At 40.6% G+C, this 25285-nt stretch carries 17 protein-coding genes; 10 read left to right on the top strand and 7 right to left on the bottom strand.

Features of this window, described 5'->3' with window-relative positions; all coding sequences use genetic code 11:
• The first annotated feature begins 126 nt into the window (after window positions 1-126).
• Genes MR054_RS06220 through MR054_RS06230 form a run of 3 tightly spaced genes read left to right on the top strand, consistent with a single transcriptional unit; the run spans window position 127 to window position 2808 of the window.
• A complete protein-coding gene (locus MR054_RS06220) occupies window positions 127-1332 on the top strand; it encodes a nitrous oxide reductase family maturation protein NosD (RefSeq protein WP_242157005.1) in 1206 nt (401 codons plus the stop codon).
• Window positions 1326-2033 (top strand): ABC transporter ATP-binding protein, encoded by a 708-nt coding sequence (locus MR054_RS06225; protein WP_242157007.1) that lies wholly within the window; start codon window positions 1326-1328, stop codon window positions 2031-2033. The genes MR054_RS06220 and MR054_RS06225 overlap by 7 nt, the downstream gene beginning before the upstream one ends.
• Window positions 2026-2808, top strand: a complete 783-nt coding sequence (locus MR054_RS06230; protein ID WP_242157009.1) for an ABC transporter permease — start codon at window positions 2026-2028, stop codon at window positions 2806-2808. The genes MR054_RS06225 and MR054_RS06230 overlap by 8 nt, the downstream gene beginning before the upstream one ends.
• 39 nt (window positions 2809-2847) lie before the next feature.
• Here MR054_RS06230 and MR054_RS06235 read toward each other — a convergent pair whose 3' ends face one another.
• The 3 genes from MR054_RS06235 to MR054_RS06245 form a co-directional block, all read right to left on the bottom strand.
• Window positions 2848-3282, bottom strand: a complete 435-nt coding sequence (locus MR054_RS06235) for an RrF2 family transcriptional regulator (RefSeq protein ID WP_242157010.1) — start codon at window positions 3280-3282, stop codon at window positions 2848-2850.
• Between the two features lie 67 nt (window positions 3283-3349).
• Window positions 3350-3697: a hypothetical protein gene (locus tag MR054_RS06240; protein WP_242157011.1), complete on the bottom strand. Its 348-nt coding sequence runs from the start codon at window positions 3695-3697 to the stop codon at window positions 3350-3352.
• On the bottom strand, window positions 3697-4671 hold the full coding sequence (locus MR054_RS06245) for a polyprenyl synthetase family protein (protein ID WP_242157012.1): 975 nt from the start codon (window positions 4669-4671) through the stop codon (window positions 3697-3699). The genes MR054_RS06240 and MR054_RS06245 overlap by 1 nt, the downstream gene beginning before the upstream one ends.
• A gap of 124 nt (window positions 4672-4795) precedes the next feature.
• Here MR054_RS06245 and MR054_RS06250 point away from each other — a divergent pair, with 124 nt between their 5' ends.
• Genes MR054_RS06250 through MR054_RS06265 form a run of 4 tightly spaced genes read left to right on the top strand, consistent with a single transcriptional unit; the run spans window position 4796 to window position 11473 of the window.
• A complete protein-coding gene (locus MR054_RS06250; protein ID WP_242157013.1) occupies window positions 4796-5398 on the top strand; it encodes a TetR/AcrR family transcriptional regulator in 603 nt (200 codons plus the stop codon).
• A 13-nt stretch (window positions 5399-5411) separates the two neighbouring features.
• Window positions 5412-6752: a TolC family protein gene (locus MR054_RS06255; protein WP_242157014.1), complete on the top strand. Its 1341-nt coding sequence runs from the start codon at window positions 5412-5414 to the stop codon at window positions 6750-6752.
• A 14-nt stretch (window positions 6753-6766) separates the two neighbouring features.
• Complete coding sequence (locus MR054_RS06260; protein WP_242082993.1) at window positions 6767-7945, top strand: efflux RND transporter periplasmic adaptor subunit; 1179 nt, start codon at window positions 6767-6769, stop codon at window positions 7943-7945.
• Between the two features lie 21 nt (window positions 7946-7966).
• On the top strand, window positions 7967-11473 hold the full coding sequence (locus MR054_RS06265; RefSeq protein WP_242157015.1) for an efflux RND transporter permease subunit: 3507 nt from the start codon (window positions 7967-7969) through the stop codon (window positions 11471-11473).
• A 93-nt stretch (window positions 11474-11566) separates the two neighbouring features.
• Here MR054_RS06265 and MR054_RS06270 read toward each other — a convergent pair whose 3' ends face one another.
• The 3 genes from MR054_RS06270 to MR054_RS06280 all read right to left on the bottom strand — a co-directional run bounded on the left by MR054_RS06270 (window position 11567) and on the right by MR054_RS06280 (window position 20301).
• Window positions 11567-14290 carry a TonB-dependent receptor gene (locus tag MR054_RS06270; RefSeq protein ID WP_242157017.1) on the bottom strand — a complete coding sequence of 908 codons (2724 nt, stop codon included), beginning with the start codon at window positions 14288-14290 and terminating at the stop codon, window positions 11567-11569.
• A 264-nt stretch (window positions 14291-14554) separates the two neighbouring features.
• Entirely contained in the window at window positions 14555-17506 is a 2952-nt protein-coding gene (locus MR054_RS06275; protein WP_420868328.1) for a TonB-dependent receptor, read from the bottom strand.
• Between the two features lie 215 nt (window positions 17507-17721).
• Window positions 17722-20301: a carboxylesterase family protein gene (locus MR054_RS06280; RefSeq protein WP_242157018.1), complete on the bottom strand. Its 2580-nt coding sequence runs from the start codon at window positions 20299-20301 to the stop codon at window positions 17722-17724.
• A gap of 172 nt (window positions 20302-20473) precedes the next feature.
• On the opposite strand from MR054_RS06280, the gene aspS reads away from it, so the two are divergent.
• The 3 genes from aspS to MR054_RS06295 all read left to right on the top strand — a co-directional run bounded on the left by aspS (window position 20474) and on the right by MR054_RS06295 (window position 24462).
• A complete protein-coding gene (aspS, locus tag MR054_RS06285) occupies window positions 20474-22231 on the top strand; it encodes an aspartate--tRNA ligase (protein WP_242157019.1) in 1758 nt (585 codons plus the stop codon).
• Window positions 22232-22442: 211 nt separating this feature from the next.
• Complete coding sequence (locus MR054_RS06290) at window positions 22443-24215, top strand: chloride channel protein (RefSeq protein WP_242157020.1); 1773 nt, start codon at window positions 22443-22445, stop codon at window positions 24213-24215.
• Between the two features lie 10 nt (window positions 24216-24225).
• Window positions 24226-24462 (top strand): hypothetical protein, encoded by a 237-nt coding sequence (locus MR054_RS06295; RefSeq protein ID WP_242157021.1) that lies wholly within the window; start codon window positions 24226-24228, stop codon window positions 24460-24462.
• Window positions 24463-24805: 343 nt separating this feature from the next.
• Here the strand turns inward: MR054_RS06295 and MR054_RS06300 are convergent, their stop codons facing one another.
• Entirely contained in the window at window positions 24806-25255 is a 450-nt protein-coding gene (locus MR054_RS06300; RefSeq protein ID WP_242157022.1) for a nucleoside deaminase, read from the bottom strand.
• Between the last annotated feature and the right edge of the window lie 30 nt (window positions 25256-25285).

Below are 25285 nucleotides of genomic sequence, written 5' to 3' on the forward strand. Positions count from 1 at the left end.
GCGTTAACAGGGTTACGGGAAGTTTTAATTCATGACCATAGCAGTATTCTTAGTATATTCATTTTTAGAAACCTATAAGACCTAATTTTGACATCCTTATTGAAACATATTACCCTATTAGTTATTATGTCAATTAACGCATTAACTTCTGCCCAAGTTGTTGAGGTGTGTAAAAATTGTGACTTTAAATCCATTAAAACAGCAATTATTCAGGCCAAACCATTCGATACCATTCTTATTAAAAAAGACACCTACAAAGAGCATGATATTGAAATAAACAAACCCTTAACCATCGTAGGACAAGATTATCCCATTATAGATGGCGAACTAAAGGGTGAAATTTTGACTGTGGTTTCCGATAGTGTCACAGTTGACGGTTTATATATTATTAATGTAGGCACCAGTTACACCGAGGATCATGCGGCCGTTAGAATAAAACGCAGTACACATTTCACCATTAAAAATTTAATTCTCGAAAAATTATTTTTCGGTATTTATCTAGAAAAATCCAATTTCGGTAAGATTTTTAACAATAAAATTATTGGTGAAGCCATTCAAGAATACAACTCAGGGAACGGCATTCAACTCTGGTACAGCAACAACATCGATATTGTAAACAATGTTATAGAACATGTGCGTGACGGCATCTATTTGGAATTTTCAAACCACTGCCTGATTAAAAACAATGTGAGTACGGAAAATCTGCGCTACGGACTCCATTTTATGTTTTCTAACGACAACATTTATCAAGGCAATACCTTTAAAAATAATGGAGCCGGTGTAGCGGTAATGTTTTCCAAAAACATAAAAATGCTTCATAATACGTTTATGACTAATTGGGGGACGGCCTCTTATGGTATGCTGCTCAAAGAAATTAACGATGCCGAAATTATTGGTAACACCTTCCATGAAAATACCATTGGTATTAATATTGAAGGTTCAAACCGAATTGTATACAAGAACAACGATTTTAGCCACAATGGCTGGGCCATAAAAGTACGGGGTGCTTGCTATACCAATCAATTCCTGGAAAATAATTTTTTGTACAACGCTTTTGATATCGCTTATAACAGTAAAGTAAACGACAATGTATTCGATCACAACTATTGGAGCGGCTATACCGGATATGACTTGGACCGGGATGGTATTGGAGATGTACCTTATCGTCCCGTAAAACTATTTTCATATCTTGTTAACCGAACGCCCGAAACCATTATTTTACTGCGTAGTTTATTTATGGACCTCATTGATTTTTCAGAAAAAGTATCTCCTGTTTTTACACCCGATAATTTATTGGATTTCCATCCATCAACAACACAAATTCAATGGTAAGCATCACGAATCTATATAAAAGATTTAATAAGAACACCGTGCTGAGCGGTGTCAACCTCGAGATTCATCAAGGTGGTATCTTCACTATTTTGGGACCCAACGGTTCGGGTAAAACGACCCTAATTAAATCCATTTTAGGTATGGTTATTCCGGACAAAGGAACTCTAATGGTTTTTGGAAAGAACATAAAGTCCAATTCATCCTATCGGCATCAAATCAATTATTTACCCCAGATTGCTAATTTCCCTAGTAATTTGAAGGTTAAGGAATTGATAAAAATGATAAAGAATCTCAGGGGTGATCCCGGAACTGATCTGGAATTAATGGAACGATTTGAATTGGCCCCTTTTTTAGATAAAAAATTAGGGACGCTATCGGGGGGGACCAAGCAAAAAGTTAATATCGTTTTAACGTTCATGTTCGATAGCCCTTTAATTATACTGGATGAGCCCACAACGGGATTGGACCCCATTTCTTTACTATTCCTAAAAGAACGTATACAAATAGAAAAAGCCAAAGGCAAAACCCTTCTGATTACGTCCCATATTATGAGTTTTGTTGAAGAAGTATCCGATGAGATTGTATTTTTACTTGAAGGTAACATTTATTTTAAAGGTTCTGTTTCAGCATTAAAAGCCAAAACGCAGGAACAGGATTTTGAACATGCCATCGCATCCATATTATCAAACAACCATGCTTAAAATATTAAAATACAGTTTTTTTGATCTCATGCGCAGCCGATGGAGTTATGTGTATTTGCTGTTTTATTTTTTGCTGGGCATCGTTTTACTCTTTTTAAACAATGACCTCTCCAAAGCGGTCATAACCCTAATGAACGTTATTATTGTGTTGGCTCCTTTAATCGGAACCATTTTTGGGGTGATGTACTATTACAACTCCAGGGAATTTACCGAATTATTACTGGCACAACCCTTAAAACGATCGTCTATTTTTCTGGGACAGTATTTAGGGGTGGCTTTATCTCTTTCCATGAGTTTAATTTTGGGTTTGGGTGTCCCCTTCCTTATGTATGGGCTATTGCAATCTTCTGCCATTTGGAATTTTTCACTTTTACTCATAACAGGTACGTTTTTAACCTTTATTTTTACCGCCCTGTCCTTTAATATTGCCCTTTCAAACGAAAATAAAATTAGAGGTTTCGGTTACGCGATGTTATTGTGGCTATTCTTAGCGGTCATTTATGATGGCTTTTTTCTAATGGCCTTGATCCTCTTTGAAGACTATCCATTAGATAAACTTTCGTTGGTGGGCACCATGCTAAACCCCATCGACCTGTCCCGAACACTTATTCTTTTAAAGTTGGATATTTCCGCATTAATGGGGTATACGGGTGCCATATTTAAAAAATTCTTCGGCACTGATTACGGCTTAATCCTCTCCATTTTCATGTTAATATTATGGACCATCTTACCGGTTATGAGAATGGTGTTCAAGGCTAAGAAAAAGGATTTTTAAGGTAATTATAGGCATTACTATTACGATTATGTCGTGCTTTTAGAGTTTTAAAAAAGAAGCCCCGGATTTAATATTAAATGCCAATTCCTCAAAACTGGTCTGCTCAAGCATATTTTTTAAAGCGTCACGAATGTCCTTAAATTTATCATGTACCGGACAGGGGTGATCTTCATCACAGCTTTTTAAACCAAGACCACATCCGTTAAAAATAGAATCGCCATCAATGGCACGTACCGCATCCGCAAGTTTAATGGTCGATATTTTGTCCTTGTCAATTTCAAAACCGCCATAGGTTCCTTTTACGGAAACTATAACTTCATGCCTTACCAAAGCCTGTAAAATTTTTGCGGTAAAGGCTTCCGGTGAATCAATTTCCTTAGCAATTTCCTTAGGATTTACACGTTTGCCTTCATGAGACTTTAACACGATAAAAATCGTTGCCTTTATACCATATTCGCAAGCTTTCGAAAACATAATAATTTATTATATCAAGACAAATTTAGAATAATACTTATTTAAGACAAATTTATCCTAAATAAATTTAACTTTTATGCCTAAACCAAACCTTCTGCCATTCACGTCTTAAAATTAAAAATGTAACCGCTTCCGCCAATTGAACCATATCCTCACCATTCAAGGCTTTAATTTGTTGTTCCGACACATCTATGATATATAGTAAATTAAGGTAATCTGCAAATTGGTCTTGCAGGAGTCTGTACACGCATTCGTGAAGCAAATGTTTTAAACGATCCGGCCGTATATTTTCATCAAAATCTAAAGGGATGTTGGCCAATAAAAAATCCTTATTGAGTTGGACAACCAACTTTTTGTACAAATCCAATTGATGGGCCTCCTGTATTAATGCTTCAAAAGTAGTCGGCAAAGGCATTATACGGTTCTATGCATTAATTGTACACCAAAATCTTTGAGCAATTGTTTTTTCGTATCAGAAATCTGCAAAGATTCCAAATCCGAAAAGGCCCTATTGGTATAATCCCGGATGGCTTGCTTCGTCGCCTCGGCCGCTCCTGATGATATGAAAACCTGTTTGACGGTTTGTATTTTTGCAGATCCCTCTTTTGGGGCTGTTGAGTATAATTGCTTCAAAACATCCTTATCCCTTTCATTCGAAAATTCCAGTGCCTTGAGATACAAATAGGTCTTTTTATTTTCAATAATATCGCCCCCAACTTGCTTCCCAAAGGATTCCGTATCCCCAAAAGCATCTAAATAATCGTCCTGCAGTTGAAAGGCAATACCCAAATTTTTGCCAAAGTTGAAAATGTTGTTCTGATCTTGTGGTTTCGCATGCGCCACTATAGCCCCCATTTTCATGGCAGCGCCCACTAAAACAGCCGTTTTATATTCAATCATTTTTAAATATTCCGGAATGGTGACATCCGCTCTGGTTTCAAAATCGATATCGTACTGTTGGCCTTCACAGACCTCAATAGCCGTTTTACTGAACAATGTCACCAAAGTCTGAAAGGTTTGGGGCGGGTAATTTTCAAACAGCTGATACGCCATAATGAGCATGGCGTCTCCAGATAAAATCCCCGTATTCACGTCCCACTTCTGATGCACTGTCGATTGTCCTCGCCGTAATGGGGCACCATCCATAATATCATCATGAACCAATGAAAAATTATGAAACACCTCAATACTCAATGCCGCATCCAAAGCCGCTTTAAAACTGCCATTAAAAATATCCGCAGTCATTAACGTTAAAATTGGTCTGAGCCGCTTCCCTCCCAGATGCAGTATATAATCAATGGGGGCATAAAGATTTACAGGCTCTTTACTATGGCTGTACTGATTTAAGTAAGTTATAAAATGACGATGGTATTCTTCTATTGGTAGCATGCCGTAAAAATAATTTAAAAAAAGAAATGAAATTATGAGAAGGTAAAATATATGTTAAAAAAATGTAAAACTTTGGAAACTTTTTTTGTTTTTAAAGTTTCCCATCGTAGTTTTGCACCTTATTATGAGAGAAAAAATTTTACATCACGCCGCAGATATGTTCTTGAACTACGGGTTTAAGAGTGTTACCATGGACGATATTGCAGATGCCCTGGGAATTTCTAAAAAGACCATTTATCAACATTTCGATAACAAAACAAAGCTGGTCGAAGCTACCGTAATGAACCTGTTCCAGATCATATCAAAAGGCATTGATGCTATTTGTGAATTGCACAAAAACCCCATTGAAGAGGTTTATGATATTAAACAGTTTGTCATGAACCATTTAAAAGATGAAAAATCCTCACCGCAATATCAGCTTCAAAAATATTATCCGGCCTTATTTGCAACCCTAAAACACAAACAATTTGAAGTCATGCAACGCTGCGTTAAAGCGAATTTACAACGCGGTATTACCGATGGTCTGTACCGAGATACGATTAATGTAGAATTTATTTCCAGAATTTATTTTAACTCCATGGTAGCCATAAAGGACAAGGAGCTCTTTCCCTTAAAGCATTTTTCCATGAACGAGATCATGGATTATTTTTTAGAATATCACTTACGGGGTATTTGCACACCAAAAGGCCTCGACACGTTAAAACAATATATAAACAATCAGTCCTAATCAGAATAGAAACATGATAAACCGACTAACGATCATTTTCGGGTTGATAATAACCACCTTTACTTATGCCCAAGAGAACAATAGTTTTACTTTGCAAGAAGCTATTGATTATGCCCTGGAAAACAACAGGGCTGCCCTAAATGCATCTCACGATATTGATGCCGCCTATAAACAAAAATGGGAAACCACAGCAACAGGATTACCTCAGCTTAATGCTGCAGTAGACTATCAGGATTTTATTAAACAGCAGGTACAGGTCTTTCCTTCAAGTGCTTTTGGAGGTCCGGAAGGTGAATACTCTGCTGTAGCATTTGGATTAAAGCAAAACATTAACGCCTCTGCTACCTTGTCCCAACTCATTTTTGACGGATCCTATCTCGTTGGACTGCAGTCTGCAAAGGTATTTTTAGAAATTTCAAAAAATGCGAAAATCAAAACGGACTTAGAGGTTAGGAAATCCGTGATCAATGCCTATGGAAATGTTTTATTAGTTGAGGAAAGTGCCACTATTTTAGAAAAAAACAGAGCAGCCCTTGAAAAGAACCTTATGGAACTGACTAAAATTTACGAAAATGGCTTAGAGGAAGAAGAGAGTGTTGAACAACTAAAAATAACGCTCTCTGGTGTGGAAAGCGCGCTTAGCAATACCAACCGATTGAAAAAAGTAGCCTATCAAATGCTAAATATTAATTTAGGTCTTCCAATCGACACCCCCACGATCTTAGCGGATAACCTGGAATCCCTTACGGCACGACAAATTGATCTCAATTTCTTAGGCCGCCCTTTTGAGGTCGAAAACACCATTGATTACCAAATTGCCGCAAACGATAAAACCTCGAAAGAATTATTGGTGAAATTCGAAAAAAGCAAAGCCTTACCCACGGTGAGCTCCTTCTTAAGTGGAGGCTATGTATCCTACAGTGATAATTTTGATTTTTTGGATACGAACCAAAAATATTACGGTTACGGGGTATTCGGTCTAAACATAAAAATTCCCATATTTAGTTCTGGTATGAGAAGTGCCTCGACCCAACGGGCTATGATCAATCTTGAAAAAGCGAAGAATGATTTAACCGAAACCCAACAACGCTTAAACCTTCAAATTGAAACGGCCAAAAGCGATTACCAATTTGCCATTGAAGATTATGAAAACAAAAAGCAGAATCTAAATCTGGCCGAACGTATTGAACAAAAAAATCAAACGAAATTCTTTGAAGGTATTGCCTCAAGCTTTGAACTTCGGCAAGCCCAAATACAATTGTATACGGCACAACAAGAATTTTTACAAGCCATGCTGGATGTGATAAACAATAAAGCGGCTTTAGAAACCATTTCAAACACTATCAATAACTAAAAATCAATCCTGAAATGAAACATTTATATATTCTTTTTACTACAGCATTACTATGGACGTCTTGTGGTGATGGCCATAAAAAATCCACTGAAGATATCATTGCCACCGACAATCTCGAATTAATCCGTAAGAAGAAGGCAGAACTAGATGCTGCCAAACAGGACATAGATACACAACTCAAACAACTGGAAATCAAAATAAAGGAATTGGACCCACAGGAAAAAATACCTCTAATCACGGCCTTTAAGACCACAGAGACCGTTTTTACCCACTTTGTAGAATTGCAAGGTAATGTGAGCACCAAACAAAACCTAATTATATATCCCGAGTTTTCAGGTCCCTTAACAACGGTTTATGTTAAAGAAGGGCAACATGTTAAAGAAGGGCAGTTACTGGCCAAAATTGACGACGGCGGCATGAGTCAGCAGCTCGCACAATTGGAAATCCAGGCGGGTTTAGCTAAAACGACCTTCGAACGTCAGCAACGCTTATGGGATCAAAATATAGGCAGCGAAATTCAATATCTACAAACCAAATCCTCCTATGAAGCACAGGAGCGCGCCGTTAACCAGCTAAAACAACACATTGCCAAGACCGTTGTTCTCGCTCCATTTTCCGGTACCATCGATGATGTTATCACCGAGCAAGGTAGTGTGGTTGCAGCAGGCCAGTCTCCATTATTCAGGATTGTCAACCTTCAAAACATGTATGTTGAAACGGATGTGCCCGAACGTTTTATAACCGATGTCACCACCGGTAAGGAGGTCATCGTCAATTTTCCCATTCTAAGAAAAGAAATGAAGGCCAAAGTGCGTCAGGCAGGAAATTTCATTAACCCCGCCAATCGTACTTTTAAGGTTGAAATCGCTATTGATAATACTGACGAAACCATTAAACCCAATTTAACGGCTAAACTTAAAATCAACGATTATATCAACGAAAAGGCGATTTTAATTCCGCAAAGTATTATATCCGAAAATGCCGATGGCGAACAATACGTTTATACCATAACCGAAAAATCCGGAGAACTGGCCGTGGCCAAACGGGAAATTATAGAAACAGGCAAAACACAGGGCGATTATATAGAAGTGATCTCCGGTTTAACAAATGGTATTGAAATTGTCGATGAAGGTGCACGAAGTGTAAAAGATGGCCAACAAGTCAAAATCCTCCATACTGAAGGGGCTAGTTAATATCCTAAAGCAAAAGAACCAATGACCAAAGATTTAAAAAAGAAAAAAGTAGATAAGGAATTCCGGTTATCATCATGGGCTATTAACAATAAAACGACCATGTATGTTTTAATTGTATTAATCCTTTTCCTGGGCGCGGGGGCCTACTTTAGCATGCCCCGTGAAAGCTTTCCGGAAATAAAGGAAACCAAGATTTACATCAGTTCCGTTTTCCCGGGTAACACGGCCGAGGATATTGAAAAATTAATTACCGATCCTATTGAGGACAAACTAAAGACAGTAAGCAACGTCGTGGAAATCACGTCCACCTCTCAAGAAGATTATTCCATTATTATAGTGGAATTCGATGAGGGCATTACCGTTGATGCTGCTAAACAAAAAGTGAAGGATGAAGTAGACTCCGAAACCTCAGGTGAAGATTGGCCCACCTTTAACGGGGCCAAGGTTGAGCCTAATGTGTTCGATTTAAGCATGTCTGAAGAAATCCCTATTCTAAATATTAATATCTCGGGAGACTATCCTGTTGATAAATTGAAGGAATATGGAGAATATTTGGAGGATGAAATTGAAGGCCTTCAGGAAATAAAGCAGGTAGATATTAGAGGGGCGCAGGAAAAAGAGGTTGAGGTAGCTGTCGATATTTACAAAATGATGGCAGCCAAGGTTAGTTTTGATGATATTATCAATACCATTAGTAGAGAAAATATGACGATGTCTGCCGGGAATTTAATTTCGAGCGGACAGCGAAGAACCATTAGGGTTTTGGGTGAAATTAAAGACCCCGGGGAACTGTATAATTTTGTAGTAAAGTCGGAAAACGGCAATTCCATTTACCTCAGGGATGTCGCCACGGTCACCTTTAAGGATGAAGACAAGACCACCTATGCACGAGAGTTTGGTGAACCTGTTGTGATGCTGGACGTAAAAAAGCGTGCCGGAAAAAACATGGTCGAAGCTGCCGAACAAATAGAAGCCATTGTTAAGCATGCCAAAGAATCCATTTTCCCTCCGGACCTAAAAGTTACCATCTCCAACGACCAATCCTCTAAAACCATTGGGCAGGTAGATGACTTAGTGAATAACATCATTTTTGGGATCATCCTGGTAGTAACGGTTCTCATGTTCTTTTTAGGCTTTAAAAATGCGCTTTTTGTCGGATTTGCCATTCCCATGTCCATGTTCATGTCGCTAATGATCCTCAATACCTTAGACTACACCATGAACACCATGATTCTATTCGGACTAATCATGGGGCTAGGAATGTTGGTGGACAATGGTATTGTGGTGGTCGAAAATGTATACCGCTTGATGTCTGAGGGCATGCCCCGGATAGAGGCTGCTAAAAAAGGGATTGGCGAGATCGCTTTTCCTATTATCATATCTACCGTAACCACGGTTGCTGCCTTTATTCCACTGGGACTTTGGCCGGGATTAATGGGTCAATTCATGATCTATTTTCCAGTGACCTTATCGGTTGTTTTAGGGTCTTCATTATTTGTTGCCATCTTCTTTAACTCCGTCATGGTCTCTCAATTTATGACTACGGAAGACAAGAACATGCCATTAAAGCAAATCGTTAGAATTTCGGTCATATTTGGAGTCATCGGTTTACTAATTTTTGTGTTTGGAGGAAGCTACAGAGGCCTCGGAACCTTAATGATGGTTACCGTTGTATTGCTTTGGATTTACAGATTATTCCTTAGAAGATGGGCCAATGCTTTTCAAAACAACGTATTACCCAAATGGGAACTTTATTATGAAAGGACACTGCGGACGGCCTTACAGGGTAAAACACCGGTTTTTATTTCGGTAGGTACTGTTCTGCTATTGCTGATTACATTTATGACTTTCGGTATTTCAATGGGGACAGGCCATACTAAAGTGGAGTTCTTCCCGGATAATAAACCCAACCAGATTATTGTCTATATCGAATATCCCGAAGGCACAGATATTAAAAAGACTAATGCCATTACCCAAGACATCGAGCATCGTGTTTACGAGATTATTAATGATGACGTCTACATGGATGGTAACTATAACTTCTTAACAGAAAGTGCCGTATCCCAGGTAGGTGAAGGGGCAGGTAACCCACAAACAGATGGCGGATCCGCGGCCGAAATGCCGCATCGCGGTAAGATCACCGCGACCATGCGGGAGTTCAAATATCGCAAAGGGGCAGATAGTAATGATTTACTTAAAAAAGTTCAGGAGGCCTTAAAAGGCATTTATCCCGGTGTTAGTATCTCTGTAGAAAAGGATCCTGTGGGCCCTCCGGCAGGGTATCCCATAAATATTGAACTTGAAGGGGATGATTATTCGCAATTGATCGTTACGGCTGAAAACATGCGTAATTATATCAACTCCAAAAACATAGAAGGCATTGATGAATTAAAGATAGATGTCAACAAATCCAAACCTTCAATGCAAGTTCTTGTCGACACCAAAAAGGCAGGTGAGTTGGGCATTACTTCCGGGCAGGTAGGGCAACAATTGCGCAATTCAATTTTTGGTGCGAAGGCCGGTATTTATAAAAAAGAGGGTGAGGACTATGACATTTACGTGCGATTCAATGAAGAAAACAGATATAATACCAGTTCCATTTTCAATCAAAAAATAACGTTTAGGGATATGGCTTCCGGACAAATTAAGGAAATTCCCGTTTCAACTGTGGCGGAACACAATAACACCTCGGGGTTTAGTGCCATAAAACATCGCGACACAAGACGTGTGGTTACCTTGTATTCCGCTTTAGCCCCGGGCTTCATTGATGCCAGGGCCATTGTGACCAAAATTCAAAATGAAATGAAGAATTTCAGCCAAATGCCCGCTTCCTTAAAGGTGGATTATACCGGTCAAATTGAGGAACAGGAAAAACAACAAAGTTTTCTTAATGGGGCTTTTATGGCAGGATTGGGATTGATTTTCTTCATTTTGATCTTTCAATTTAACTCCGTTTCAAAACCCGGCATCATTATGATGGCTGTGTTCTTAAGTTTTATTGGTGTCTTTGGAGGTATTTTATTGACCGGAAGTTCATTTGTAATAATGATGACCATGATGGGGATAATTTCGTTGGCAGGGATTGTGGTGAACAACGGGGTGGTATTGCTGGATTACACCCAACTTCTTATTGACAGGAAAAAAGTGGAATTGGACTTGGAGGACGAACAATATCTCGAAACACCGGAGTTATTAGAAGTTATCATTAAAGGCGGCAGGGCCCGTTTACGTCCGGTATTGCTCACAGCCATAACCACCATTTTAGGACTGATCCCTTTGGCTACCGGTTTGAATATTAACTTTTTTACCTTATTCGGTGATTTAGATCCTAATATCTATACCGGAGGGGATAATGTTATTTTTTGGGGTCCACTGGCCAAAACGGTCATTTACGGCCTGCTTATCGCCACCTTTTTAACCCTGATTGTGGTGCCTATACTATTCTTTCTGGTCACTAAATTTAAAATGTGGCTGTACAGTAATCGCGTGGCGAAGTACCGTAAAATTAATGCCATAGGTCAAGAATAGGGCCCGGGCCTCTACGCTGATAGACCTCATTTAAGTCTATAAAAAAAGCTTCAACATCGTGTTGAAGCTTTTTTTATTACCCTTTTAAATGGATTAAAATTTAAAACTTAAACTGCCACTAATTATAGTACCATTAAAGCCAAATTGATTGACCTCCCATGGATACTTAAATCGTCCTCCTAAATCAACCTCTATGTCATCCCCAGGGTCAATTTCATCAGGATAAACGTTAAGTAAATTATTTACTAAAATACTAGCTGATAGTTTTTCAGAAAAATTGTAATTCAATATCAAATCGGTAATTACTTTTCCCGAAAACGTTTGATCGTTGCCAGGATTACTGGCATGCTGCCACGTAACTTCACCAAAATAGGTATTGTTCAGAATAAATGTCCATTTATTAATATCATAATCAAACCCTAATAGAATTTTAGATTTGGGCCTGGCTGAAACTATTCTGGACTGTTCCTTTCTATTAAAAAAGGCATCACTATATCCATTATTTGCTAATATTGTTGGCACATTTATAGTCCCCTCAATTTTTGTTTCATTAAAGTTTGCCGCCAAAGTAGCCTCTAACTTGCCATTTCCGAAAGGAATATTATTATAATTAACAACAATATCGACGCCTGTAGTTTTGGTATCAACCGCATTAATAAAGAATTTTAAACTTGTAATCGAATTCGTTAACAAAATTTGTTCAACGGGATTATTTGATCCTGAATCTCCATCAAATCCTATTTCGCCGGTAAAAAGTACACGATCATCCACTTTCACGTTATAAAAATCAGCAGATAACGACAAATTTGAAGTCGGTTTAAATGTAATTCCCGCCGCAATATTTTTTGAAGTCTCGGCAGTTAATTGAGGTACCCCCAATCCTTCGCGTATTATAGGATCAACATTATTAAATGTTCCTTGATTGGAAATAGTTCCTCCGGAAACCAATGTTTGTATATTGCTTAAATATATTTGATGTAATGCAGGTGCCCTAAAGCCAGTACTATAAGAAGCCCTTATTGCGCCTTGGTCTCCTAAGGAATATCTGGCATTCACTTTCCATGATGTATTATCACCAAAGTCACTGAAATCTTCATAACGTACAGCTGCTCCCAACAACAATGCGTCAGTAGGTTCCCATTCCATATCGCCATAGATGCCATAATTTTCCCTTTTAGCCCTAACTGCATTGGTGGGCTGTAAACCGGGGAAAGATTGTGCCCCTGAACCAAAATAAGATTCCGGTTGACCCGGAATTGCTGTAAAGCGTTCTCCTCTTACCTCGGCTCCAAAAGCGACATTAAGTTGTCCAAAATTTCTTGAAAAATCTAAATTCGCCAAGGTATTACTAAACGTGTATCCCCCTACGTTAAAACCGGTTGGGCTGTTTGCTCCCAAATCTACATTTATACTATTGTTCACCTCATAGTCGACTGCATTTCGCCCATACGTTCCACTTAAATCCGCATTGAAACCTAATAAGTCCCATTTAACTCCAACCGTTGCATTGTTATCTCTAATATCGGTTTCAAAGGTTGGTTGAAACCCTTGATATTGCCCAATGCCATCAAATAAGGGATTACTCCCCGGACTGTTCTGACCAGGAATACCGGGCCAAAATGGTGTTCTGTATAAACCAAAGCTTTTTCCCTTTCTGTAAGTCATTCCTCCAAAACTATAAAACTCTCCTTCACCATTTTTAAAGGGTACTCCAGCGTTGAAGAAAATATCCATCTTTTTAATTTCTGGCTGACCAACAATAGCCCCTTGATCCGGATTGGCTTGTTGCCAATCTGTTGTTCCATTCAAAATATCCTGTGCTGTGGCCACTTGACCATTCGATGCCAGAAAACCATCAGCCGCCTGAATGGGTATAATCCCTGCATCATACAAAACGCCAAACAAGCCATCTCCTCCCGGATTCCCTGACCTGTCCGTCTTTTCCTGTTCATAATACCCTAAAGTAAAGTTAAAATAGCCGCCATTATCATCCAATTTCAATGCCGAATTAAAATCGACTCCAAAATTAAATCCATCGCCTTCAGTAGTTATCCCTGATTTTGCATTTACGACTGAATATTCTACATCTTTCTTTAAAACCATATTAATTACACCTGCAATGGCATCAGACCCGTATTGTGCTGAGGCACCATCCCTTAGGACCTCTATGCGCTCAATGGCCGCACTGGGAATACTTTTTAAATCAACTCCTACTTCTCCCTTACCAGGAGTGTCATTGATATAGACCAGTGCGCTTTGGTTTTTGCGCTTTCCATTAACTAAAACTAAGGTTCTACTTGGTCCTAAACCCCTTAAATCGGCAGGGTCAAAATGGGCAGTCGCATCCGAAATAGTTTGATTGGAAGAATTAAATGATGGTACCTTATAAGTGAGCATTTTATCTACAGTTGGCTGACCGGTATTTATTAATTCTGAAACCCCAATATTATCTATTGGCACTGGAGAATCCAAAATGGTTCTTGGCTTGGACCTATTACCTACCAATATGACTTCATCCAGAGCAACACCCGGCTGTAAAGTTACATTTACGGTAGTATCGTCAACAACAATTTCCTGAGTTTCAAATCCCACATAAGAAAATACAAGCACATCTCCATTAGTGGCATTTATAGTATAGTTTCCGTCAAAATCTGTCGTTGCCCCTGTTGAAGTTCCTTTGATGATTACCGAAACCCCCGGAAGAGGTTGCGAGGCATCATCAATTACAGTTCCTGAAACGACTTGAGCTACGAGTACACCTGATGTAGTAAGTAACATCAAGAACACCATCCATTTTATTGGTAATTGTTTAATCATAATGAGATAGTTTTTGAATTAGTTAATTAAATAGCAACCATTTTGATACATTACTTTTCTGTTGGACTTTATTCGTGCCAGTATTTAATGGTTTTAATATCAAAATGAAATAACAGAAGAGGTTAAATTATTCTATGAATTAGGACAGTTTAACATCAACATTCCTAGCCTGCAGATCGTTTTAGTTAAGGAAAAAAATTAAATTTTATATTATAAAAATGCCTCAACTATTAGCGCTGAGGCATTCTTCATAATATCTTATCTTTATTTCAATTTAAAACTCATTCTGGCAAAAAGGAAACGCCCTCCTATACCAAACTGCTGGGAGCGCCTGGACCAGTCGAAACGACCGCTGCTGCGGTTGGCCTCAATGGTTCTGTCGGGATAAATATCGAACAGATTATTTGCTCCTATGGTAAAGGTTAAGCTTTCCGAAGCTCTATATCCTAAGGACAGGTCCGTGACTAGTTTAGAACCATAAACCTGTTGGTTGGCCACTGTGGTGGTGGCTTCCGAAACCTCGCCAAACCAAACATTTCTGAGGAATACATTAAACTTCCCGGTGGTTAGACTGTTGGTTAGGTTTACCTTCGTTCTCGGAACGGCTTCCTCCAAATAAATTCTACTGTCCTCCGGAAAATAAGTGCCGACCAATCCGGCTTCTTCCAGAACTCTGGAGGCCTTGATATCCCCTACCCGTTTTGTTTTGGAGAAGGTCCCGGATAAATCGGATTTTAATTGTGAATTGGTTCCGATATTGGCCTTATGGGTCAATACCACATCCAACCCTTTGGATTCCGTGTCTATGGCATTGGCAAAGAACGACGCCGCCGAGGCATTGGCCTGTGATAACAGATTGTCCAGTTCGGTACCGGTACCCGGCCCTCTAAATTGACCGGTGTAAACCACGCGATCGTCAATGGCCACAAAGTAACCATCCACAGTTACCGTTAAATTGGCCTCAGGCAGTTTAGCCGTAAAGCCTAAACTGACACTCTGTGAGGTTTCTTCCTTTAACTGCGGAATCCCTAAAAGTTTTGCCGCCCGACTGTCATTGGAGAAGGTGCCCACTTCAACGGGTATCCCATCCTGGAATATGGTGGAGGTGGAGTTAAAGTTCAATTGGTGTAGGGATGGTGCTCTGAAACCGGTATTTAAGGCGGCCCTGATATTTATATTCTCGCTTGCTTTAAGGCGGGTGGCCAGTTTAAAATTGATGGTCGATCCAAAATCGGAGTAGTCCTCAAACCGTGTGGCAAAACTGGCCAAAAAGGTTTCTGTAAAATCGGCTTCCAAATCGAGGTAAGCCGCAATACTGTTACGGTCACGAGACAATTCATTCGCCGGACTGAATCCGGGGAATACCTGCGAACCACCGGGTCTGGCCCGTCCAAAGAAATCTACGGCAGGATTCTGGGAGGGAAGCGTAATCAGTTCTCCTTCCTGAGTATATTGCCCATAGGAGGGTTCTTCACCCGCTATGATTTCGTAATTTTCCAATCGGTATTCTGCTCCAAAGGCGATGTTCAACCCATTTAAGGTATCGTCAAAGAACTGGTTAATGTCCAAATTCACCGTATTTTGCATGAAACTAAAGCCACCGGCATCAAAAAAGGTCGGCGATGCTTTTTGCATGGAAGCGTTAAAGGTGTTCCCTATGGTGTATAGAAAGGCATTCTTTCCCCAGGTATTGCTTAAATCGACATTCCAACCATTAACCAGGCCTTTGATACCCACTGAGACCGATTTATCGGTAATCGTGGAATTGATCTCCGGTAAAAACCCGTCTATATAAGCGGGTGTATAGGTGCGCTCCTGGTTAGGCAATCTGTAGAATCCCGCCGAATTCCCCTTTCTGGAGCTTAGCCCTGCAAAGGAATAGATTTCGGTTCCGGCATCATCCAAAGGAATAGACATGTTGGCGAAAAAGCGGCCTCCGCGCAGTTCCGACTGCCCCACGCGCATGTTAAAATCGCTGCGCTGCAGACCTCTGGCGGCAAGTTCAGCCTCCGTATTGTCCTGTGGAGTTATTCCATTTATCTCTCCATCATCATTGAAAGTTAACTGTGTCAAATACCCCGCAACAGAATTAATCCCATCATTAATTCCTGTAAAATCTTGTTTTGAAGCATCGAGAGGCACATTTAAACCTGCTAGATTTGCATATGCTATTAAATCATCTATGTAAGTATTATCTAAATCATCATCCAAAAAATTAGATAAATTATATCCATCATTATAAGCAAATCGTTCTATGGTATTATACCGATTAAAAATCGTGCCTTCCCATTCTTTCATTCTGCTGTAATGCTCCCTAAAATCAAAATCGCCGGTAAAATTGATAAAACCACCGTTGTCGCCAATGGGCAAGCCATAATTGGCACTCACATTCACGGTTTCGCCATCAACCCCGCCGGTTTGATCATTGGAATTTTCGGAGAAATATGCTGCTGTAGTGACATTAAAGCTGAGTTCATTGACATTATCGTTCAACACAATATTGATCACCCCGGCAATGGCATCCGAACCATATTGTGCAGCGGCACCATCACGCAAGACTTCCAGTCGTTTAATGGCTCCGGCAGGTATGGCATTCAAATCGGTACCGACACTACCCCGTCCAAAGGTACCATTAACGTTCACCAGGGATGAATTGTGTCTTCTTTTTCCATTAATGAGCACCAATACCTGATCCGGCCCCAAGCCTCTTAGGGATGCGGGATCGATATGATCCGTTCCATCGGATATGGTTTGGGTATTGGAGGTAAATGAAGGTGCCACAAAATTTAAGATCTGATTCAAATTAACCTGTGGTCCCTGTGCGGTTAATTCGGAAATATCAATGACATCGACCGGAACCGGCGTGTCTACGGCGGTTCTACTCGGATTTCTTGAGCCCACCAGAACAATTTCTGCCAGTGCCACACCAGATTGCATGGTCACGTTAATGGTAGGTCCACTAACAACGATCTCTTGCGTTTCATAACCGACGTAGGAGAATACAAGAACATCCCCGTTATTGGCATTAATGGCATAATTTCCATCAAAATCCGTGGTGGTTCCTGTTGAAGTTCCTTTGATGATTACCGAAACTCCCGGAAGAGGTTGCGAGGTATCATCAATCACAGTTCCCGAAACCTCTTGTCCGAGAAGACTGTTTGATGTCCCAATTAACATTAAAAATGCAATTAATTTGATTGGTAAAAGTTTAATCATAATAAAAATATTTGAGTTAGTTGTTGCTAATATATTAATATTAACTCAAAATTATTACGATTTCATTACTTTTTTAACGCATTCTTTAGGGATTAATGCAGTAAATTATAGGGTTTTTAAGAATTTTAAAATAGCCCGCCCCCTGTGGTTTTAAACCCCTAAATCACGATCCTGATGACGCTTTAGCGCGTCAAGGTTACATCTCTGTAACAGGACTACTTCCATTCAAAATCACCGCCATCAATCGACCAGTCATTCCCAAAAAATCCTGCCCATTTTACCGCTCTCATGCCTTCGGTCAATACGGTGTCGTCAAATAACACGACATCCGGAAAGGTGGTCCCATTCACTAAATAATGATTCATGTAAGCGGCCTTCATCCCTTTACTTCCGGTTGCGGTTACCACCCCAACACTGGCCAGGTCACTATCTGTTCTCGGTACGATAAAATACATGCCCCACTGGTTGCCAAACAAGGTCTTTCCGTTAATGTTAACCCCATAGTCCTTTACCTGTATCGGGCAATTTTTTAAGAGTTGATCCCAAGCCGCATTGTTATCCGCATTCCCATAGAGCACCACGTTGCGATTGGGATATGCCTTTAACGAAAAATCCACATCCCTAACCATATCTATATGCCCATTCGCACGATACCAAAAGGTTTCCGCATCAAATCGCGCCCGGTTATAATACCATTCGTTTTCCATTTCGGTGCCCTGGGTAGCGTATACCAACAACACATTGTGTCTGAAGGCATCCTTAAACCCCCCATTTCTGTGTGGCCCTTTTTCCTGTAACGACGGGGCCGAGGTCATGCGCCATTGGTCCGTTTCTTTTTTGAAAAAGGTCTTATCTTTTTTAGATATCTTAAATTTGGACCCATCAATAACAAGCTGGGATATCGTATCTTCCAGGGTTCTAAAATCAACTTCAATTAGGGCCACGTTATCTGTAGTGATATGGCAACCCTTTTCGTTGGTGAAGTGGAATGAGCTTACCTCGAACGCTTTTTCCTGCTGATGTATGGTGATGAAATGAGATTTCGATGACACGCCCGGTGATCCTGTATAAAATTCCAGTTTAGTCATACTGGAATCCTCCGGAATGGTGCGTTCTTTGAAGAAATTAAACAAGGGGTCCCAATCCACACTATGGTCCCCATACCAATGCTCGCCCCCCGGATATTCATAATAGGAAAAATCGGGGTGGAATTTCCCCAATCGTTCACGCATGTCACGTGCCAAATACGTGGGTACGACATTATCCTTCTCACCGTGCAAAATATAAACCCCATGATGCAGATAATTACGGATAAGTTTCAGGGTTCTACTTGGTGTGCCTGCCCGTTCAATCATCTGTTCTACAGGGGTTTTCACATCGTCCATTTTAAGTCGTTCAAGGGCTTTGGGAGTCATGCCATATCGATTCAGTTCCGCTTCAGGCATTTCCTTAAGACGATTTAAAAAACTGTCCCTGTAGAGTAATAAATCTGGGTATCCCGCACAAGGGGCGATGGCTGCAAAATGATCGGGATAGGTTGCTCCCAGATACCATGTTCCATGTCCTCCCATGGAATGCCCCGTCAAATAAATCTTATTCGGATGGGGGTTATAAATACGCTTGGCCTCCGACAGGACCTCCAGCGCATCCAAGCGGCCCCAATCTTCCCAGGCAAATCCAAACGGACGCCGATTGGTGGGGGCAATCAAATTCCCCCAATCCTTCTTTTTATACGCATTCGCCTGGTTTACGGCCTCGACCGAAGCCCCATGAACAGACAAGAATAAGGCACTGTCCTCCAGGTCTGTCTGGAGCGAAGGGGCCACACTGTAATATTGAATACTGCCATCGATATGGCTTTGCAAGGTTCGTTTATGGTGTATGTGTTTCGACTTGACCTGAATCGGTATGGTTTTAGAATCGACTAACTCATTGTTGCCATCCCATACTTCCACTTTCAAATCGTTTGTTCCATATGATGCACTATCGGTAACCGCAGCAATGGTAAACCCTACTTTTTGGACACTCATGGGCGGGATATCGGCCATCTTGGTTTCTAATATGGCCCCATTTACCGTGCTTTTGACCCGGTGGCTCTTCACCCAGTTCTCGGTGGCATTAACAAGACGTATGGCCCCCAAATAGGCCTGATCTTCTTCCACTAAAATATCGGGTAAGGTCATGTCTCGGGTAGTGAACTGCACCTTCTGCTTGGGTTCGATTAACCGCGCCCGAATTCTTGGAAAACGGCCCACTTTTAACACAAAGGTATTATTCCCCTTTTTTAGGGTTAAGGGCACTAAATTATAGCCGAAATCGTAGTGATCGCCTTCATGCGGTAAGCCATTGATTAGCACCAGTGAATGTCCCGAGGCTTCAAATAGAACGACCTGCTCCCTATTGGCGTAATAGTTAAGATAGACATAACTGGATCTTAAATTGCCGTCGTTAAAGGTGTTGGTAGAATCTACGGCTATGGCCTCCCATGGCATGACCTGACCCAAAAAATTAATATTAAAAACATCGCCTCTTTTAGGGGTATAAAAAGGATCCATTAAAAATTTGCCGAAAACAGGGTCCTCAGGAAAAGAGGAGGAATTAAACCGCATGTTCTGGACTTTTAAGGCCAGTCCCGTTGTAAAAACGTGCATTAGTTTTCCTTCTTCAATTTTGTTGATTTTCTCCTTTCCAAAGTATTCAACAATATTTCCGGTTTTCTGTTGGCCACTCAAAATAAAAGAGGTAAAAAATACCAGCAGGAGTAATTTCGAGCCTGTAATACGAACTAACTTCATTCCAATAAACTTTAAATTTCAATAAAGGTAATTTTTAAATTTCATTTGAAACGAAAATTTCTACTAGTGACGGTAAGCAGGCGATAAAGAACCTTGAAAATACCTAAAAAAGACCTTCAAATGAAGTTATCTCCATCGTAATTCTTTAAATTTGCACCTTAATTTACTACGAATGTACAGAAGTCATAAATGCGGCGAGTTAAGGGCCATAGATATCAATGAGGATGTTACCTTAGCGGGTTGGGTTCAAAAATCAAGAGACAAAGGGTTTATTATTTGGGTAGATTTGCGGGATCGCTATGGGATAACCCAATTGGTTTTTGATGAAGAACGCACCCCAAAACAGGTCTTTGAAATCGCTCAAAACCTAGGTCGTGAATTTGTTATTCAGGTCCGGGGGACCGTTATTGAGCGTGCCTCTAAAAACCCCAATATACCCACCGGGGATATCGAGGTATTGGTCCGGGAGCTACGCATTTTAAACGAGGCCATTCTTCCGCCTTTTACTATTGAGGACAAAACCGATGGTGGTGAGGAGTTGCGTATGAAATACCGTTATTTGGATATTCGTCGTAATCCGGTTAAAAATAATTTGATCTTTAGGCATAGGGTCACTCAGGAAGTGCGTCATTACCTGTCTCAGGAAGGATTTATAGAAGTTGAAACCCCTTATTTAATAAAATCGACCCCGGAGGGTGCCCGCGACTTTGTGGTCCCTTCAAGGATGAACGCCGGAGAATTTTACGCCCTCCCGCAATCCCCGCAAACGTTTAAGCAATTGCTTATGGTTGGGGGCCTGGATAAATATTTCCAAATCGTGAAATGTTTTAGGGATGAGGATTTACGGGCGGACAGGCAACCTGAATTCACCCAAATAGATTGTGAAATGGCCTTTATTGAACAAGAAGACATTTTAAATGCCTTTGAAGGATTAACACGCCATCTTCTGCAGGCCGTCAATGGCGTGACCGTTGAAAAATTTCCCCGGATGACCTACGATGAAGCCATGTGTCGCTATGGGAATGATAAACCGGACATTCGTTTCGGCATGGCGTTTGGCGAGCTCAACGCGGTAACGCAGCATAAAGATTTCAATGTTTTTAACACGGCTGAACTGGTGGTGGGTATTGCTGTTCCGGGCGGCAACGGGTATACCCGTAAGGAGATCGATCAACTTATAGATTGGGTAAAGCGTCCGCAAATAGGGGCCTTAGGCATGGTCTATTGTCGCTGCAATGAGGACGGGACTTATAAATCTTCCGTCGATAAATTTTACGATGACCAGGATTTCAAAACCTGGGCGGAAATCACGGGTGCTCAGGCAGGCGATTTAATATGTATACTTTCTGGTGAAACCGCCAAAGTGCGGTCCCAGTTAAGTGCTTTGCGTATGGAATTAGCAACCCGTATGGGCTTGCGCAAATCGAATGAATTTGCCCCATTATGGGTAACGGATTTTCCGCTGTTGGAATGGGACGAAGAAACCCAACGCTACCATGCGATGCACCATCCCTTCACTGCACCAAAACCCGGACAGTTAGACCTGTTAAAAACGGACCCGGGTGCCGTAAAAGCCAATGCATACGATCTCGTCCTTAATGGGAATGAAATTGGAGGGGGCTCCATAAGAATTCACGATAAGGAAACCCAGTCCTTAATGTTCGACTATTTAGGATTTACCCCTGAGCAAGCCAAAGCCCAATTCGGTTTTTTAATGGATGCCTTTCAATATGGTGCGCCACCCCATGGTGGATTGGCCTTTGGCCTGGACAGATTAGTTGCCATTTTAGGAGGTCAGGAAACCATTCGGGATTTTATTGCATTCCCTAAAAACAACGCCGGACGTGATGTGATGATTGATGCTCCGGCACCAATTGATGACGAACAACTCAAAGAGCTCCGTTTAAAATTAAACTTCAGTGACCACTAAAATGGAGAACACAATGAAAAAAAATCCAAAATCGAGTTACCTATAATCTTCCGGCCATAAAAATTAGCGTAATAATGTTTGATCTCATAATCGAGATTATTAACGTCTTAGAGAAGACAATTATTCATCAGAAAAGGTAATTCGTCATTTTCATACTTGAAGTGATAGAATATTTAGTAACTTTAATTTCTTTATTTATCATAGATATTCGATGAGTCTATTACGCCAATTCTTAATCTGGAAGTACAAACATATTTCGGAACAAAATTTTATATATATCCTAAGTGTACTGGTAGGCTTTTTAGCCGGAATTGGAACGGTTTCCCTAAAAAACCTAACCCATTATATCCAATTACTATTCGAACTTGATTTTTTTAAAAACTATCAGAATTCCCTCTATTTTATTTTCCCCATATTAGGGCTGTTGCTGGTGTATATCATCAAGCAGACCTGGTTAAAAAAACACATTGGTCACGGTATTTCATCCACGCTGTATGCCATATCCAAGCTTAATGGCATCATCCCGAGATATAATTTATATGCCTCATTAATTACAGCGCCTTTAACCGTTGGTTTCGGAGGTTCGGTGGGATTGCAGGGGCCTGCGGTAAGTGTGGGATCAGCATTGGGCTCTAATGCAGCTCGTTTATTCCACATGAATACCAAAACGAGGATGTTATTAATAGGCTGTGCTGCTGCAGGGGCTATGGCGTCTATGTTCAAAGCACCCATAGCTGCCATTATTTTTGCTATTGAGATCTTTAGTCTGGATATTGCCTTTACCTCCCTAATTCCACTTTTATTGGCCTCCGTTTCGGCAGTGGTAACCTCCTACTTTTTTCTCGGAACCGATATTCTGTTACGTTTTGAACTCATTGACAAATTTCACATTAATGATATTCCGTTCTATATGGTTCTAGGCATCGTGTCGGGGCTTGCCTCAGTGTACTTTTCAAAAGTGTTTTTCGCCATTACCAACTTTTTTAAACGGATTGAAAGCCGGGCGAAACGCCTGTTAATTGGCGGTGTTGCCATTGGCAGCCTACTGTATGTCATTCCGCCCCTTTATGGTGAGGGTTATGGCGTTATGAACAATCTCTTAAAGGATGATCATTTAGCGGCCATTGGGACCACCCCCTTTGCTTTGGATCTGTCGAATATCTGGATAGTTATTGGACTGTTATTGGGGATTACCATTTTTAAGGCTGTTGCCATGACCATTACCTTTGGTGCAGGCGGCGTGGGTGGTGTCTTTATTCCTACATTGGTTATGGGAAGTGCTTTAGGCAACGCATTTGCTAAAACGATCAACCATATGGGGTTAAATTTTGACGTTTCAGAATCCAATTTTACGCTCATAGGCATGACCGGATTAATGGCCGGGGTACTGCATGCCCCATTGACCGCCATATTCCTCATAGCCGAGATAACCGGTGGCTATGAGCTGTTTGTCCCCTTAATGATTGTTTCAGCCATGGCTTTTGCCATCACCAAATATTTTATATCGCATTCCATATATACCTTGAAATTAGCGGAACGTGGGGAGCTTATGACCCACGATAAAGATCAAAACGTGTTGATGGTCCTTGATATTGATAAGGTTATTGAAACGAACTTCATCATCCTTTCGCCGGATATGAAACTCGGAGATATATTAAAAGAGGCCGTGGCCAAATCCTCAAGAAATCATTTTCCCGTGGTCAATGATAAGGGTGAATTTTTGGGTGTGATCCGATTGGATGATATCCGGCATATGATGTTCGACTCCGACTTATACAACCAAGTAAAGGCTTCCAGCTTAATGCACGCCGACCATGGCATAATTGATTATAATCAGGACTCCATGACCGCCATTATGAATAAATTTAAAACTACCGGTGCATGGAATTTACCGGTCATTAAAGACGGTAAATATTATGGGTATATCTCCAAATCCAAATTATTAACCGCCTATCGGCGACAATTGATTAATTTTACACAATAACGCCTCCCCCATGAAGTACCTCATATTCATTTTGTTTTTAGCTTCAGTCGGCAGCATTCTCTTCGGTTATTTAATCGCTACGGAGGATGCCCAGAAATATATCGGTTTTGGGGTTATTGGATTGTTTTTAGTGGTGTTCCCCCTGTTTTCCTGGTACCGTTGGAAGGACAAGAACATGAAGGATTACCTGCTTACCAGGGAGAATCTGGATAAAATGCGTGAAAATCAAAACAATAAAAAAGTGTAATGCACAAGGTTTTCGATACCATGGGCTACAGGGCCGGATCACCCATAACCCCAAAGGGCAGCGGCTATACAGAAGGCCTGCCTTAGAGCAGAAATTTCCCGGGCCTTCGGCATAATCTAAAATCCCCTGGTGATAAAATCAAAATTCTGTAGTTAAAAAAATAAAATTCTGTAACGTTAAAGTATTCAAAAACTCCTGTGAATTTTGAAAATTCACAGGAGTTTTTGAAAAATTTACAGGAGTTTTTCAAATGTCGTTGCTTACGAAATGCTATTTTTAGCATCAGCCTATAGCTTTAAGTTACCCACAAAACCAAACCCCTAAAGCCCATAAAAAAAGACGGTCAATTTAAATTGCGCTTCTCAATAAAAAATCGTTTCAAAAGTGCGGCAGCCTGTTCTTCCATGACCCCGCCTTCCATGACCGTTTTAGGATGAAGTTTGGTCTTCAGGTTAATACAACCGCGTTCCATATCCCGGGCTCCAAACACAATTTTAGAAATCTGGCTCCAATATAAGGCTCCGGCACACATCTGGCAAGGCTCCAGGGTCACATAAAGGGTGCAGTTATGGAGGTATTTGCCCCCCAAAAAATTGGCTGCAGCGGTAATGGCCTGCATCTCGGCATGGGCGGTAACATCATTGAGGGTCTCTGCCAGGTTGTGTCCTCGTGCAATAATCTTATGATCAATAACAATGACTGCTCCAACAGGAATTTCATCTTTTTCAAAAGCAAATTCCGCTTCCTGCAGGGCCTTTTTCATGAAATACGTGTCATCAAAAATATGCTCCATGGGAACAAAAATACAATTTCATTCTTGTAC

Source organism: Aestuariivivens sediminis (assembly GCF_022662105.1).
GTDB lineage: Bacteria > Bacteroidota > Bacteroidia > Flavobacteriales > Flavobacteriaceae > Aestuariivivens > Aestuariivivens sediminis.